General features: G+C 53.6%; 14 protein-coding genes and 1 tRNA gene. 11 read left to right on the forward strand and 4 right to left on the reverse strand.

The window, feature by feature from the left end; genetic code table 11:
* Positions 1-37: 37 nt before the first annotated feature.
* A complete protein-coding gene (locus ACYVBJ_RS16030) occupies positions 38-550 on the forward strand; it encodes a DUF1440 domain-containing protein (protein ID WP_460983320.1) in 513 nt (170 codons plus the stop codon).
* A 193-nt stretch (positions 551-743) separates the two neighbouring features.
* Here the strand turns inward: ACYVBJ_RS16030 and ACYVBJ_RS16035 are convergent.
* A tRNA-Ser gene (locus ACYVBJ_RS16035) sits at positions 744-828 on the reverse strand.
* 222 nt (positions 829-1,050) lie between these two features.
* Here ACYVBJ_RS16035 and purL point away from each other — a divergent pair.
* The 7 genes from purL (at position 1,051) to ACYVBJ_RS16070 (ending at position 7,611) form a co-directional block, all read left to right on the forward strand.
* Positions 1,051-3,309 carry a phosphoribosylformylglycinamidine synthase subunit PurL gene (gene purL / locus ACYVBJ_RS16040; RefSeq protein ID WP_460983321.1) on the forward strand — a complete coding sequence of 753 codons (2,259 nt, stop codon included), beginning with the start codon at positions 1,051-1,053 and terminating at the stop codon, positions 3,307-3,309.
* Positions 3,310-3,332: 23 nt separating this feature from the next.
* Positions 3,333-3,956 carry a Uma2 family endonuclease gene (locus tag ACYVBJ_RS16045; protein WP_460983322.1) on the forward strand — a complete coding sequence of 208 codons (624 nt, stop codon included), beginning with the start codon at positions 3,333-3,335 and terminating at the stop codon, positions 3,954-3,956.
* 136 nt (positions 3,957-4,092) lie between these two features.
* Positions 4,093-4,896: an inositol monophosphatase family protein gene (locus ACYVBJ_RS16050; protein ID WP_460983323.1), complete on the forward strand. Its 804-nt coding sequence runs from the start codon at positions 4,093-4,095 to the stop codon at positions 4,894-4,896.
* Between the two features lie 157 nt (positions 4,897-5,053).
* Positions 5,054-5,368: a hypothetical protein gene (locus ACYVBJ_RS16055; protein WP_460983324.1), complete on the forward strand. Its 315-nt coding sequence runs from the start codon at positions 5,054-5,056 to the stop codon at positions 5,366-5,368.
* Positions 5,369-5,385: 17 nt separating this feature from the next.
* Entirely contained in the window at positions 5,386-5,934 is a 549-nt protein-coding gene (locus tag ACYVBJ_RS16060) for a YfiT family bacillithiol transferase (protein WP_460983325.1), read from the forward strand.
* Between the two features lie 81 nt (positions 5,935-6,015).
* Positions 6,016-6,171, forward strand: a complete 156-nt coding sequence (locus tag ACYVBJ_RS16065; RefSeq protein ID WP_460983326.1) for a FeoB-associated Cys-rich membrane protein — start codon at positions 6,016-6,018, stop codon at positions 6,169-6,171.
* Between the two features lie 36 nt (positions 6,172-6,207).
* Positions 6,208-7,611: a DUF4403 family protein gene (locus ACYVBJ_RS16070; protein ID WP_460983327.1), complete on the forward strand. Its 1,404-nt coding sequence runs from the start codon at positions 6,208-6,210 to the stop codon at positions 7,609-7,611.
* Here the strand turns inward: ACYVBJ_RS16070 and ACYVBJ_RS16075 are convergent.
* Together ACYVBJ_RS16075 and ACYVBJ_RS16080 are read right to left on the reverse strand one after the other, a co-directional pair.
* Positions 7,606-8,244: a DNA-3-methyladenine glycosylase family protein gene (locus ACYVBJ_RS16075; RefSeq protein ID WP_460983328.1), complete on the reverse strand. Its 639-nt coding sequence runs from the start codon at positions 8,242-8,244 to the stop codon at positions 7,606-7,608. The genes ACYVBJ_RS16070 and ACYVBJ_RS16075 overlap by 6 nt on opposite strands.
* A 156-nt stretch (positions 8,245-8,400) precedes the next feature.
* Positions 8,401-9,585, reverse strand: a complete 1,185-nt coding sequence (locus ACYVBJ_RS16080; RefSeq protein ID WP_460983329.1) for a hypothetical protein — start codon at positions 9,583-9,585, stop codon at positions 8,401-8,403.
* 160 nt (positions 9,586-9,745) lie between these two features.
* Between ACYVBJ_RS16080 and corA the strand changes: the two genes are divergently transcribed.
* Both corA and ACYVBJ_RS16090 read left to right on the forward strand, forming a co-directional pair.
* Positions 9,746-10,831 carry a magnesium/cobalt transporter CorA gene (gene corA, locus ACYVBJ_RS16085; RefSeq protein ID WP_460983330.1) on the forward strand — a complete coding sequence of 362 codons (1,086 nt, stop codon included), beginning with the start codon at positions 9,746-9,748 and terminating at the stop codon, positions 10,829-10,831.
* Between the two features lie 2 nt (positions 10,832-10,833).
* Positions 10,834-13,344 (forward strand): bifunctional UDP-N-acetylmuramoyl-tripeptide:D-alanyl-D-alanine ligase/alanine racemase, encoded by a 2,511-nt coding sequence (locus tag ACYVBJ_RS16090; protein ID WP_460983331.1) that lies wholly within the window; start codon positions 10,834-10,836, stop codon positions 13,342-13,344.
* 23 nt (positions 13,345-13,367) lie between these two features.
* On the opposite strand, the gene ACYVBJ_RS16095 is transcribed toward ACYVBJ_RS16090, so the two are convergent.
* Positions 13,368-13,496 carry a hypothetical protein gene (locus tag ACYVBJ_RS16095; protein ID WP_460983332.1) on the reverse strand — a complete coding sequence of 43 codons (129 nt, stop codon included), beginning with the start codon at positions 13,494-13,496 and terminating at the stop codon, positions 13,368-13,370.
* Between ACYVBJ_RS16095 and ACYVBJ_RS16100 the strand changes: the two genes are divergently transcribed.
* Positions 13,495-14,877: a DUF4403 family protein gene (locus tag ACYVBJ_RS16100; protein WP_460983333.1), complete on the forward strand. Its 1,383-nt coding sequence runs from the start codon at positions 13,495-13,497 to the stop codon at positions 14,875-14,877. The two genes, ACYVBJ_RS16095 and ACYVBJ_RS16100, sit on opposite strands and share 2 nt — an antisense overlap.
* Positions 14,878-14,892 lie beyond the last annotated feature (15 nt).

Here is a 14,892-nt window from a genome sequence, read left to right on the forward strand (position 1 = left end):
GTAACGTAATACGTAATAAACAACCCTTCCTATTCCCATGACAAAGTCCAGCCCATATCTTGACGTAAAAACACACAGCGCCCTGCCGATCATGCTGCGGGCGGGATTGATAGCCGGTACGCTCGACATTACGGCCGCCAGCATCCAGTATCTCCTGTCGGGCGGGAAGAGCGTAGTGACGCTGCTGCAATTTGTGGCGAGTGGCTTCTTTGGCAGCGACGCGTTTACCGGCGGACTACTCATGGCGGGCTGGGGACTGCTGTTCCACTACGGCATTGCGCTCAGCTTCGCGGCTTTTTTCGTGCTGATCTATCAGAAGCTGCCGCGCTTACGGATCGACCCAATCCTGATGGGCGTATTGTACGGGATGTTCGTTTGGGTGGTGATGAATTTAATTATCGTACCGATGAGCCAGGCCGCTACCCGGCCGTTCACGCTGAGCCGCGTAGCGATTAGCATGGGTATTCTCATCGTAGCCATCGGACTGCCCATTTCGATACTGGTACACCGCTATTTTTCCAACAAACCATTGGCGACTCATTCGCGATAGAACGATACGTAATAAACAGGACGTAACGGATTAATAAGCAGGTCAGCGGGTAGACACTGAAATGGTTCGTCAGCCTGACAAAAAACGTCACTATAGGATGTTCTAAACAATTGCGTTGAGTACTTATGTAACAGGTCTAGGTAAAACTACAACGCAAAAAGACCTCCAAATTCCGAAAAATTTGGAGGTCTTGCAGAGAGAGAGGGATTCGAACCCCCGGACCTGTTACAGTCTTCGGTTTTCAAGACCGACGCAATCGACCACTCTGCCATCTCTCTTTCTGGGTGCAAATATACGAGCGTTTTAAGATTTGTCAACCCCCAACCCGCCATTTTCGCTCAAAAGCCGTAGTTTTGCGATATTTAAAGAGTGAAAGAGTGAATGACCGGGCCGCCGGAGCGGTGAACGAGCGAAGTTAATCGCCTGTTACTCATTCACTAGAAAGCCAGTGCTTTCACTCTTTCGCTCATTCACTCTTTCGCTCTTTCGCTAAGCTAAGCATGGACGCTACTGAATCTCTTCCCACGCTCGAAACCGCCCGTAAACTGGGCCTGCTCCCCGACGAATTCGACCGTATTGTTACTATCCTGGGCCGTCAGCCCAACTTTACCGAGCTGAGTATCTTCTCGGTGATGTGGTCGGAGCACTGCTCGTATAAAAACTCGATTGTCTGGCTGAAAACGCTGCCCCGTGACTCGGATCGGATGCTGGCCAAGGCCGGGGAAGAAAACGCCGGGCTGGTCGACATTGGCGATGGGCTGGCCTGTTCCTTTAAAATCGAATCGCACAATCACCCGTCGGCGCTGGAACCCTACCAGGGGGCCGCTACGGGCGTTGGCGGGATCAACCGCGATATTTTTACGATGGGTGCCCGGCCTATCGCCCAGCTTAACTCGTTACGTTTCGGCGACCTGAATCTGGCGAAAACCAAGCGGTTGTTACGGGGTGTTGTCAAAGGTATCGGCGATTACGGCAATGCCTTTGGTATTCCGACCGTGGGGGGAGAGCTATATTTCGATGAGTGCTACAATACGAACCCGCTCGTTAACGCCTTCTCGGCCGGTATCGTTGAGGTAGGCCAGGTCGCCAAGGCTACCAGCTACGGCGTGGGTAATCCGGTGTTTATTGTCGGATCGGCAACGGGCAAAGACGGTATCCACGGCGCTACGTTCGCGTCGGAAGATATCACGGCCGCTTCGACCGATAAGCTGCCTGCCGTGCAGGTCGGCGACCCGTTCATGGAAAAACTCCTGCTCGAAGCTACGCTCGAAATTATCGCTACCGGCTACGTAATCGGTATTCAGGACATGGGCGCGGCCGGCATCATCTGCTCTACGTCGGAGATGAGCGCCAAGGGCGAGCACGGCATGATCATCGACCTCGATAAAGTACCGACCCGTCAGCCCAACATGGCCCCCTTCGAGATTCTCCTGTCGGAATCGCAGGAGCGGATGCTGGTCGTGATCGAGAAAGGCAAAGAAGATGTTATCCAGCGTATTTTCGACAAGTGGGATCTGAACTGCGCGCAGATCGGTGAAGTAACGGCTGCTCCCGAAAACGGCGTGGGTCGTCTGCATTTTTACCGCTACGGTGAACTGGTGGCCGACGTACCAGCCCATGACCTTGTGCTGGGTGGTGGCGCTCCGCAGTACCACCGCGAATACCGCGAACCCGCTTACATTCAGGAATACGCCAAGTTCGACTCGTCGGACGTCGAAGATCTGGAGAAAGACGAGATCAAAAAAGTCGCCGAACACCTGCTCACGCACCCGAACATCTGTTCGCGTCGGTGGGTCTATGAACAATACGACTCGATGGTCGGCACCGCCAACCGCAGCACCAACGCGCCATCCGATGCGGCTGTGGTACGTGTCAAAGCGCCCGGTCTGCCCGCTACCGACAAATCCATTGTAATCACCGTCGACTGCAACAGCCGTTACGTAAACGCGAATCCGCGTCAGGGCGCTATGATTGCCGTGGCCGAAGCCGCCCGCAACATCGTGTGCTCAGGGGGCGAGCCGCTGGCCGTTACCAATAACCTGAACTTCGGTAATCCCTACGTACCGGAAGTGTACTGGCAGTTTGTGGAGGCTGTGCAGGGCATGGGCGAAGCGTGTCAGCGGTTCAGTACGCCGGTAACGGGTGGTAACGTCAGCTTTTACAACCAAAGCTCTGACGACGGGCCGGTTTTCCCGACGCCAACGATCGGGATGCTGGGCCTGATGGAAGACCCCACCCACCGCATGACGCTCAATTTTAAGAACACGGGCGACTGGATTTATCTGATCGGGCCATCCACAGACGACATTGCTTCGTCGGAGTACCTGTATTCGTACAAGGGCATCAAAGCGGCACCCGCGCCGTATTTTGAGTTCGATACCGAATGGCGCGTTCAGGAAGGCATCAAGACCATGATACGTAACGGCTGGATCGAATCGGCCCACGACGTATCAGACGGCGGTTTGTTTGTAGCCCTGGCGGAGTCGGCCATGGCGGGGGACAAAGGCTTTATGATCGACACGAACGATCGCTACCGGCGGGATGCGTTCCTGTTCGGCGAAGGCCAGAGCCGCGTCGTGATTTCGGTATCGCCGGATAAGCTGCACCTGGTAGAAAGCTACCTCGATGAAGGCTACAACGTCTTCACCCGCCTGGGTACTGTTACCGATGCTAACTTCGTGATCGACGAAGACCTCGTGCTCACCACGGCCGACGCGAAAGCACTGTACGATAACGCACTCGGCAACATCATGCAGTAAGTTCGCTTAACCAACACGTAGATATGCTGGCTGCTCAATCGAATCAACGTCCACAGTACACCGTTGAGGAATACCTTCAGCTCGAAGAAAAAAGCGAAGGACGCCACGAGTTTTACAGAGGTGAGATGTACGCAATGGCGGGAGGTACCGTCAATCATAACCTGCTCATCGATACCGTAAAAGACTTGCTCAAGGCTGGCCTTAAGGGAAAGAGTTGTCGTGTCTTTTCGGAGAATATGAAGGTGGATGTACTTTCGGATGGGTACATGCCATACCCCGATGTGGTACTTACCTGCCATCCGTTCGATTTACGCGGAGATAATTTGGTAGTTCGCCAGCCCCGGTTACTGGTTGAGGTGTTGTCGAAATCAACGGCCAGTCAGGACCGGGGTTTCAAATGGCAGAAATACCGCAAGATTCCTTCGCTCTGGTATTATATGCTGGTTGATCAGTATACGACAACGGTTGAGCTATACAGCCGCATCGAAGAAACCAGTGAATGGATCAACTCGATCTACGAAGCCCTGGAAGACCAGATCGTACTGCCCCGACTGGGCATTGACATGACCGTAGGCGCTATCTACGACGGTATCGAGCTAGTTCCCGAAGCTGGCGATGGGACAACGGATAGCAATCCAGCAGAATGAACGTAATGCGTTACAAATAGTATAGGTGGTGTTGGGTCCAAGAACCTGACACCACTTTTTTGTACGGTGTATTATTTGCGAATAGTTGCTGGCGCATAGCAGTATCATACGTAAAACTTTTACTAATCAATTCATTATGACTCAGGATTTAGCTGATCTTACCGGGGAAATCTGTACCATCGCTACTGAGGCCGGGGCGTTTCTACTTCAGGAACGAAGCCGGTTTCAGCGGGATGCCATCGAATACAAAGGATTAAACAACCTCGTCTCGTACGTCGATAAAGAAACCGAAAAACAACTGGTCGAACGCCTGAGCGCGTTACTGCCCGAAGCTGGTTTTATTACCGAAGAAGGGACAACCGGTCAGGAGGCTGACCCGACGGCGCTGAACTGGATTATCGACCCGCTCGATGGTACGGCCAATTTCATCCACGGCTTACCCGTCTTTTCGGTGAGTATCGGGCTGGCGCAGGGGAAAATGCCCGTTGCCGGTGTCGTTTATGACCCCAACCGCGACGAGTGTTTTTCGGCCTGGCAGGGTGGGGGTGCCTACTGCAACGGGCAGCGTCTGAACGTATCGCCCGCTACCCAACTGGGCGAAAGCCTGATTGCGACCGGATTCCCGTACTATAGGTTCGATCAGATGCAGAAGTATCTTCAGATTCTGGAGACGCTCATGCAGCAGACGCACGGATTGCGCCGGATGGGATCGGCGGCTATTGATCTGGCCTACGTAGCGGCTGGTCGGTTCGAGGCTTTCTACGAGTATAATCTCAACTCCTGGGACATGGCGGCTGGCGTGTTGCTGGTGCAGGAAGCAGGCGGTATCGTTACGGATTTCGACGGGGGCGACGAGTTTCTGTTCCGGGGCGACGTAATTGCCAGCAGCGGCATTCACCCCGAGTTAATCCGGGTTATTAAGACGTATTGGCAGGCATAATCATTGATTTGGAATTTGTAACATACTGTTTAAGAACTTGGTCTTTCCGTTCAGCAGCGATACATTACGTCGCTATAATGCAGCGGGGTATATGGAGACAACGCAGAAAAGCAACTGACAATCAGTCAGATCCTACCGCATAAAGCATGTTTAAGAAGTGGTCAATGGCAACGTAGTGTGGCGTCAGAAGGTGAAAGAAAGCCTGAATTTACTGGAGTCGTCCACCGAGGTTCTTGAAACAACAACCAGCCGGTTTGACCTCCAGATCTCCGGCCTGCGGAACCCGTATACGTTTCCGGGTACTACCAACCAGAATCTGATTCGCAGTTCCCAAACAACATCCGACAACGGAAAATGGTTGTACTCGGAAAAGTACCGCTATGAATACGATGCCAAAGACCGGGTCAGGCGCTACTTGATCACGAGTGATAGCTACATCACCGTGGGTACAATTGACTACATAAACCCCTGAATTAGTTCGATAAAGCCATGCAAGACTTTAATGCGCTCCGGTATCCCATTGGGAATTTCGATTACGGACAAACCTTCCCGTTCGATAAGACTAAACAGCAAATCAACGAGATCGATCAGTTCCCCATCAAACTCACCGAACTGACGGGCAAGTGGGGCGATGATCGGCTCGATACCCCGTACCGCCCCGAAGGCTGGACCATCCGCCAGTTAGTTCACCACATTGCCGACAGCCACATCAATGCATACGTGCGCACGAAGCTGGCCCTGACCGAAGATAACCCAACCATCAAGCCTTACGAAGAAGGCGAATGGGCGAAGCTGCCTGATGCAACCCTGGATATAGCGCCCTCACTGGTCATTCTGCGAAACCTGCACCAGCGCTGGGTTGTGCTGCTGTCGTCACTTACGCAAAGCGATTTACAGCGGACGTATTACCATCCCGGCAGTCAGCGTACGTTCACGATCGGTCAGTTGATTGGTCAATATGCCTGGCACGGCGAACATCACTACCAGCAGGCGTATCGGTTAGCCGATCGGAACGGATGGCTGGAAAATAATGTATAATACGTAGCGGATACTGAACGACAGTGACCGGCCGAACAGACCGTGATCCGGTATCCCTACGAACGTAATTGTCAGTACGCCATGCAGGAATTGATCATCTTCGTAATCTTCGCAGTAGCAATCGGTTATCTTGGTAGCCGGGCTTACCGGAGCTTTAGCCGGAAACAGGCGGGCTGCGGGAAAGGATGCGGCTGCGCAACGGATACAAAGGCAATTCATGTGAAAAAACCTATATAAACTATAAAATTTGTAGTCTAACATTTTGATACTCCGATGGTTTGTTGTGCAGTGAATACGCAACGAACCATCGGTTTTCTTTTTATTGCCGCGGCTTTAGTAATTTCCGTGGGGTGCCACCGTGTGCGTCCTAAAGCGCCATTTACCGCCGACTTCGACCCGGCCATTCCGGACCCGGTTTCGTACCTGGCTGGCAACATTACGTTCAAAATACCGGAGCTGGAGCGGAAAATTAACCGGGCACTGAAGCCCATACTTGTTTCCGAAGAAACATTTAAGGGAAAAAAAGGCGAAGCCTGGCGGCTACGGGTCGAACGAACCGGGCCGGTACGAATTCAGTACGCCAATGGGCGCGTTACGTTCTCAGCCCCCTTGCAGGTATGGTACAGCAACCCAATCGGTCTGCGTAAACACCGGAAACGGCGTCCTTTATGCGCGCTGGCCGTCGACTTTGCCAGTCCGCTGACCATTGCGTCGAACTGGCGACTGACGACACGTTCCCGCTTCGAAAACTATCGCTGGATTGAACGCCCCACCATTCGGCTGATCGGGATTAAGGTTGGCATTACTAAACTGGCCGAAACCCTGCTCGATAAGCGCCGGGCTGATATTGAAGCTGCGATCGACAACGCGGTGCATTCTGAACTGCGGCTCGACCGCTACGTTGGGCGGGTGTGGCGCGACATTCAGAAACCGTTACGGATCAGTAAAAAGCCCGAAGAAGTCTGGATTATTCCCCGCCCGTTCAGCATAGCGGCTGCGCCCGTGAGCGGTAACAGCCAACGCATTACGGTACCGCTGCAAATTGCCTTTAAAGTCGATACGCGGATTGGCTCTAAACCAGACAGTTTAGTGTTGGAACGCCTGCCCCGGCTGCTTCGGCGTGCTAAACTACCCGAAGCTTCGCGCTTGCAGGTGCTGGCACGCATTCCCTATGCCGACCTCAACCGGGTACTGGACCGTACCATACAAAACCAGAAAATCAATCTGGCAGGGGGAAATATAAAGGTTGGCAAAATAAAGGTATACGGTGGAGGACGTTCGCTGTTCGTGAAAATGGACGTAGGCGGGGCCGTAAACGGAACCTTATACTTCCACGGCGAACCCCAATACGATACCCTGACAAACACGCTGCGCGTTCAAAACCTCGATTTTGACGTCGATACGAAAGAGCACCTGTTCGCCACCGCCGACTGGGTGTTGCACGACCACCTGCGCGATACGCTTCAGTCGGTTATGGTTGTGCCGCTGCACCACGAAATTTCTGAGATTCCGAACAAGATCGAAACTGCCTTTACCCGCGCGAAAGCAGGTCGTAAAACCGCGCTTGACATTGACGCCTTTCGAATGGTACCGCAGCGGCTGGTGGTTCGTCCCGAAGGCATTGAAGTGCTGATTAAAGTAGAATCGAAGGTGGCCGTCATGGTGAAAAAACTATAAACTGGTGGGTTGAGCCCCTGGCTTCCAGCGCCACAGATAGCGACAGGCCGTGGTTCGATACGGCCGCCAGGCGTCGGCAATGACGTGCAGTTCCTTATATAACGGTCGATTGGTTAATCCCTGCGTGCGTTCAGGGTAAGCCAGCATCATCCGCTGACGTATCACCAGATCATCAATCGGAAAAACATCGGGGCGGTTGAGGACAAACATCAGCAACATCTCCACCGTCCAGCGTCCCACGCCTTTAATCGGAATCAGATACTGCACAATCTCTTCATCGGTCATTGAGTCGAGATGCGCCCGGTCGATGGGATGGGCTTGTGTAAACTCCGCTACGCTTTGCAGGTACTTAATTTTCTGAAACGACAAGCCCGCGCTCCGCAGCTCTTCGGCTGACTTGGAAAGCAGGAGTTCAGCCGCTGGATACCCGTTGGGAAACAGGGCCCGGAACCGGGCGAAGATGGCATCGGCGGCTTTGACCGAAATCTGCTGCGACACAATGCTTTCCAGCAGGGCTAGATACACATCGTCGGCGTAGTCGTTGAAAATTTTCGGGGCGGGCGTTTCGGCAATAAGCCGGGCCATGATCGGGTCCTGAGCCAGGTGAGCCAGTGCAGAGTCGTTCGGTTGCATAAGGTATTGGTCAGCCACAAAGGTAAGCGGCTCAGCTAGTTGGATGGCGATATCTATGGTGAGTTGTGGATAATTAGGTTGGTGCCTGGCCTTTCTACTAATCACTAACTCTTCAGGTCAGCAACTATCTTCGAATGATCTAACACTGTTAGATCATTAATCGGTGGCATATTTCTGCCGGATTCGACGTACTACATCGTCGGCGAGTTCGTCGCGCATGCTGTCGTATAGCTGCCAGCGCGAAGGTGGGAAAAGATCGGCGCTTTTCAGACTCTGCCCATTCAGGGCCCGATTGTCGCCACTGAAGGTTTGCCATTCGGTTTGCCAGTTCCGGCTTTCCCAGATGCTGTCTTCCCAGCGAACCGTACCGCTTTGGGTATCAACGGCCCGCATACGTAACGATAAGCCCGCCGAAATCTCCCGACGGTACGTGGTTAAGGTGCCGCTGACCTTCTCCATGACATCGACCTTGGTCGAGTCGTTGATTTTTTTCTCGCCAACCTTATACGCCTGATTGCTGTATATCGTAGTACTCGACGACGATACGTTCTCCCGAAAGGGCGAATAATCGGTTACCTGCATATGCACGGCCTGGTGAATTTCCCAGCCGTCCCCGGCGCTTTCGTCGGGTAGATACAGCCGCACAAAGGTTGACGGTGCTTCGTTGCGCGTAATCTGCCGGAGAATGCGGGCCTGCAATTCCTGGTTATCACTTAGGCTGATTTCGTGGGTAGGGCTGAGCGGTTCGATAACAACCCGAAGAATGGCCAGTTGCAGCGCATCTTCGGCTTTGGCACGTGACTGCCGATAATCGGGCACCCACTCATTCGCTTTTCGATAGTTCAGATAAGCGTCTTTAGCCGCCAGCCGGTTTTCTTCCCGGTAGGCAAAAGCCTGTTCGGCAGCTTCGTAGCGGTCGGCTGCGGCCAATTGGCGGGCGTCGAGCTGCCGATCCTGGTACGAAGCCGGATAGGCCGATAACCACTCGGTGCAGCTTGTGCACTGCCTGGCAAAGCCCAGCCGGGCGTTATCAGTCAGCGCCTGAAGCTGTTCGTATTCGCGGTGTACCGTTTCCCACCGAAAGGGCTGCGGATTGGTTGGGGCGGATAACCGCCGGATAGTGGACTGGTGTTGCTCATACGCCTGAACAAACGCCTGTTTCAACACCAGCGGAGCCAGGGTATAGCCGCGATCAGTCAGGCCATGCCGTTGCTGAAGCCGTTTGGAGGCTTTCTGAACGGCAAGATCGAAGTGGCCGCGCCTGAGGGCGGTATGGCCGCTGCTGCACCCGATCAGGAAGACAGCCAGCAGGCTAATAAGGATGAAGATCGGGCGGAACATAGTCGGGATAGAAAGATACGTTTTTCTGAACATTCGACAATGCCCGGAGTAGTTGGTTTATCTTTGTGGCGGAAAGAAGAGCCACTCTTTTTATCATCAGGTTTGTCGGAAAGTCGTGTTCAGACGGCGGATTCGGCAACTGTTCAGGCAAAACCGCTTTATGTCCAGACGCCGACGTTATCGTTCCGCCGAGAAAACCCTTGGCACTTCGCCCGGTACGCTTACGTACGTGGGGGAGGAAATCGAACACGCTACCCGGATCAAACGCATCCAATATAACGAAGCGGAATACCATGTCGATGACTCCAGCAAGCTAAGTGCCTGCCGATTACCCAGCGCAGCAACGCCCTACGTGAACTGGATTGATGTAGATGGCATTCACGAGCCCAAAGTCGTAGCCATGCTGGGCCAGCAGTATCACCTGCATCCATTGCTGCTGGAAGACGTAGTGAACACCGAGCAGAAACCCAAGATCGACCTCTACGATGACACCATTGTGTTTGTGACGCTCAAGATGCTGCACCACGGTCGCCAGCGACCAGATATTGATGCCGAACATGTTAGTCTGGTGTTGGGAAAGAACTTCCTGATTTCATTTCAGGAAGAGCGGACGCAGGATATTTTCGAGCCGGTTATCCAGCGAATCAAAGCCTCATCGGGCAAAACCCGGCGCAACGGGGCCGACTATTTGCTGTATGCGCTCATGGACGTAGTAGTCGACCATTATTTTCTGATCACCGAACGGGTCGGCGAAAAAATGGACCAGCTCGAAGACCAGATCGTGCAGGAACGGGCGAATCAACAAACCCTGGCGGCCTTGTATCAGATCAAGCGGGAGCTGGCGTTTATTCGACGGATGGTGTATCCCCTGCGCGACATTGTTGGCGTTCTGCTGCGGGAGGAGTCAGACCTGATCCAACGGAACACCCTGCCGTTTTTGCGCGATCTGTCGGACCATGTCAATCAGGTGATTGAAACGCTGGATTCGTACCGGGAATTAATCGCGGGGCTCATGGATGTCTATTACTCGATTGTGAGTAACCGCATGAACTCGGTGATGAAAACGTTAACTATTTTCTCCGCGATATTTATGCCCCTGACCTTCATTGTGGGCGTTTACGGGATGAATTTCGACAACATGCCCGAACTGCACACGCGTGATGGTTATTTTGTTGTCTGGGGTATTATGGTTGCTACGTTCGTGGTGATGATTATGTATTTCCGCCGACGGGGCTGGATGAATTAAGTATGACAACACAACCTTTATCGATTACGGCCACCCATTGGCTGACGGACTCCCGGCAGGTAAGTGGTGAGGACCTGGATTCGCGGCTGGCCGACGCCGTTTTTTTTGCCATTCGGGGTGAACACCACGATGGCCATGCCTTTATCGGCGAACTCTATACCAAGGGCGTTCGGCAATTTGTCGTCGAACGGGCGGCTCTGACACCGGACCGACGGGCCGAACTAACCCGCTATACCGATGCGCAGGTTATTGAAGTAGCCAGCAGCCTCCAGACTTTGCAGCAACTGGCCGGCGACCATCGTCGGCAGTTTCGTATACCGGTCATCGGGGTTACGGGCAGCAACGGCAAAACCATTGTAAAAGAGTGGCTGGCTCAGCTACTCGCCGACGATTTTGTGGTTGCCAAGAGTCCAAAGAGCTATAATTCGCAGTTGGGCGTGCCGTTGTCGGTGCACGAGCTGAACGAAAGCCATACGCTGGGTATTTTCGAGGCTGGTATTTCCCGAGCCCACGAAATGCAGGCGCTGGAAGCCGTGATCCGGCCAACCATCGGCATTTTCACGAATATTGGTACAGCGCACGATGAGGGATTCCGAAGTCATAAGCAGAAAATTGCCGAGAAGCTTCGCTTGTTTATCCATGCCGATACGCTTATCTATTGCAACGACTACGCCGATATTGACGATGAGGTGAACATGCTGCTGAAAGCGGTGAACCCGGACATGCGGCTGGTGACCTGGTCGCTGACCGGTAAAAACGCTACGTATCAGGCCGTGCTGACGGGCGATGAGCTTACGTTACGTTCGGCCGGAGAGCCGTTACGTGTACGATTACCGTTCACGGACCCCGCTTCCGTTGAGAATCTGATCCACTGCCTTATGGCGATGCAGTGCCTGCGCGTTCAGACGAGCGAAGGTTTGCAGACGCGCCTGAATCGACTGCGCCCCGTGTCGATGCGGCTGGAGCAGAAGGAAGGTATCAACAACTGCGTCCTGATCGACGATTCGTATAACAACGACGTAGCGGGCCTGCAACTCGCCCTGCGCTTTCTGAATCAGCAGAGCACCCGCGCCCGCCGGGTGGTCATTCTGTCGGATGTGCTGCAGTCGGGTCAGCGCGAAGCCGAACTCTATGAACGGGTGAGCAATCTGCTGCGGGCCAATCAAATTGAGCAGTTCATTGGCATTGGACCGGTGGTGAGCCGAAACGCGCATCATTTCGCCGATAACAGTTTGTTTTACGCGGATACGGATCAGTTTCTGGGGCAGTTTCCGTTTGACGTTCTACGCGACAGCGTCGTGCTGGTGAAAGGTGCCCGGCCATTTTCGTTCGAACGTATCGTGAACCGGTTACAGCGAAAAGTACACGGAACCGTACTCGAAATTAACCTCGACGCCCTGACGCATAACCTGAATTATTACCGCGAAAAGCTAAGCCGTACGGAATCGGCTAAACCCACCAAAATTATGGTGATGGTGAAGGCCTTCGCCTATGGCAGCGGCAGCGCCGAAGTGGCCCAACTGCTCCAGTTTCACCGCGTCGATTACCTGGCCGTTGCCTATGCCGACGAAGGCGTTTCGTTACGTCAAAACGGGATTGAACTGCCGATTATGGTCATGAACCCGACCCCCGAGACGTTTGTGACTCTGCTCGAATACGAACTCGAACCCGAAATCTATAGCCTGCGGCTGCTGCGGGAATGGGGTCGGTTCGTTGCCGACGGGAGCGCGCAGAACGTAACCGTACCGTCAACCGCGCAGGTGCCTTGCCCAGTGCACCTGAAAATCGACACGGGTATGCACCGGTTGGGCTTTATTGAGTCTGAACTGCCCGAAGTGGTTATGTACCTCAAAAACCGCCCGGACTTGCGCGTAGAAACGGTATTCAGTCACTTGGTTGGAGCCGACGACGCACAGTTCAACGCGTTTTCGCAGCAACAGTACGAAACCTTTCTGCGCTGTACCGCCCGGCTGGAAGAGGGCCTGGGCTATCGCCCGACGCGTCATCTGCTCAATTCGGCGGGCATTGTCCGGTTTCCGGCGTATACACTCGACATGGTTCGGCTCGGCATTGGCCTGTACGGGGTCGAAGCCAGCCAGCTCGACAAGTCGGCGTTACGTTCGGTGGGTACGTTGCGGAGTGTGATCAGTCAGATAAAAAACGTCCCGGCTGGTGACTCGGTGGGCTACAGTCGAAGCGGAGTGCTTGACCATGCCGCCCGGATTGCTACTGTGGCCATTGGCTACGCCGATGGGTATGACCGACGGCTGGGCAATGGAGCCGGACATATATGGGTGAACGGTACACACTGCCCGACGGTGGGTAACGTGTGTATGGACATGACCATGATCGACGTAACGAACGCGTCGGCCCAGGAAGGTGATGAAGTCATTATCTTCGGCAACGAGATGCCAATTACCGAACTGGCCCGGCAGATCAAGACGATTCCGTATGAGCTATTAACGGGCGTCAGCGAGCGGGTGAAACGAGTTTTTTACAAAGAAGAAAACTAACCCGGCTCATCCTGTTCTTCAGATTACACCAGGGAATCGGTTCGGTTGGCACAAACGCGTTTGTGCCAACCGAACCGATTCGGCGTTCGTGACCGGGTAAAGAACAGCAGATTCGCTAACTTTCCGGGCTGCTGTTTGTTAGTGATAGACATGAGAACGCAACGGTTAATTCCTTTGCTGATCTATTCCACTACACTACTACTGATTGGTTGCAAAAAGGTAAAGCCTGACCCGCCAAAAGCGGAAGGCTTTGATACGCCGATTACACCCGAACGATCGTATGTAGCCGGACCGATCAGCTTTGAGCTTCGAGCGCTGGAAAACAAAATCAGCCAGGCACTTGACCCGGTTCTGCTCGGCGACTCGTCGAACCTGGGTAATTTCAAGCCCCTGCCCGAGCTAAGTGTTATTCGCTCCGGCCCGGTAAAACTACACTATAAGGCGCAGCAGGTCAGCATCTCGGCGCCCATCGACCTATGGCTGAAAAGTCCGTTTCACCTTGGCAAACGGAAACCGCCCCGCCTATTCTGTTCGCTGGAAGTAAACTTTCAGAGTCCACTGACCGTAACGCCGACCTGGCGATTAAATACAAAGGTAAAATTGTCGGATTATCAATGGGTTAGTCGCCCTAAACTACGTATCATTGGCAAAAACATATACCTCACCGGCCTTGTCGAAAAGGTCTTGGAAAAGCTACAGCCTTCCATCGAAACGGCCATTGATTCGGCCGTTTACAAAAACCTCCGGCTCGACAGGATGGTCGCGCCAATCTGGGCTGATCTTCAACAACCACTCGTCCTCAATAAGCAGTACGGACTCTGGCTGTTGCCGAAGCCAATCAGCATTGCCGCCGGTCCGGTATACGGCGACAAGCAGATGATTTCGATACCGCTGCGGATGGCCTTCGAAACCCGAACCGAATTAAAACCCAGCGAACCTGAAGTCGTTAAAACCCCCTTGCCGTTGCTGCAGCGACGGGCTCAACTGCCGCAAACCTCCGAACTGCACGTAACAAGCTTTATTCCGTTCGATGATATCAACCGGATGCTGGCCCTTACGCTGAACCGACAGCCCGTCAAACTGGCAAAAGACCTCATTACGCTCAAAAAGGCGTTTGTCTATAGCGGTCAGCGAGCCGTCATTGTGAAAGCCGAAGTCAGCGGACTGGTCGATGGGGTCATCTATTTGCGCGGACGCCCTACGTTCGAAACCAAAACGAATACCTTACGTGTCGACCAGCTGGTATTCGACGCCGATACCGAAAATGTACTGTTAGGTAGCGATAATGAGCTGATACAGGGCGCTTTACAGCGTTTTCTGGGCGAGCTGCTGACGTTCCCGCTCGGCGAAGAAATTCACAAACTGCCCCAAATTATCGGGCAGGCATACGAAAAAAGCGGAGCGGGCGAAAAAACGGATCTTGACATCCGCTCGTTTCAATTTACGCCCCGCCGAATCGCCGTTCTGGCCGATGGAATTCAGGCGCTGATTGACGTAAATTCAACTATACACGTGAAGGTCAACCGGCTATAAGCCAGCTTGGAAAGT

The organism is Spirosoma fluminis (assembly GCF_054778895.1).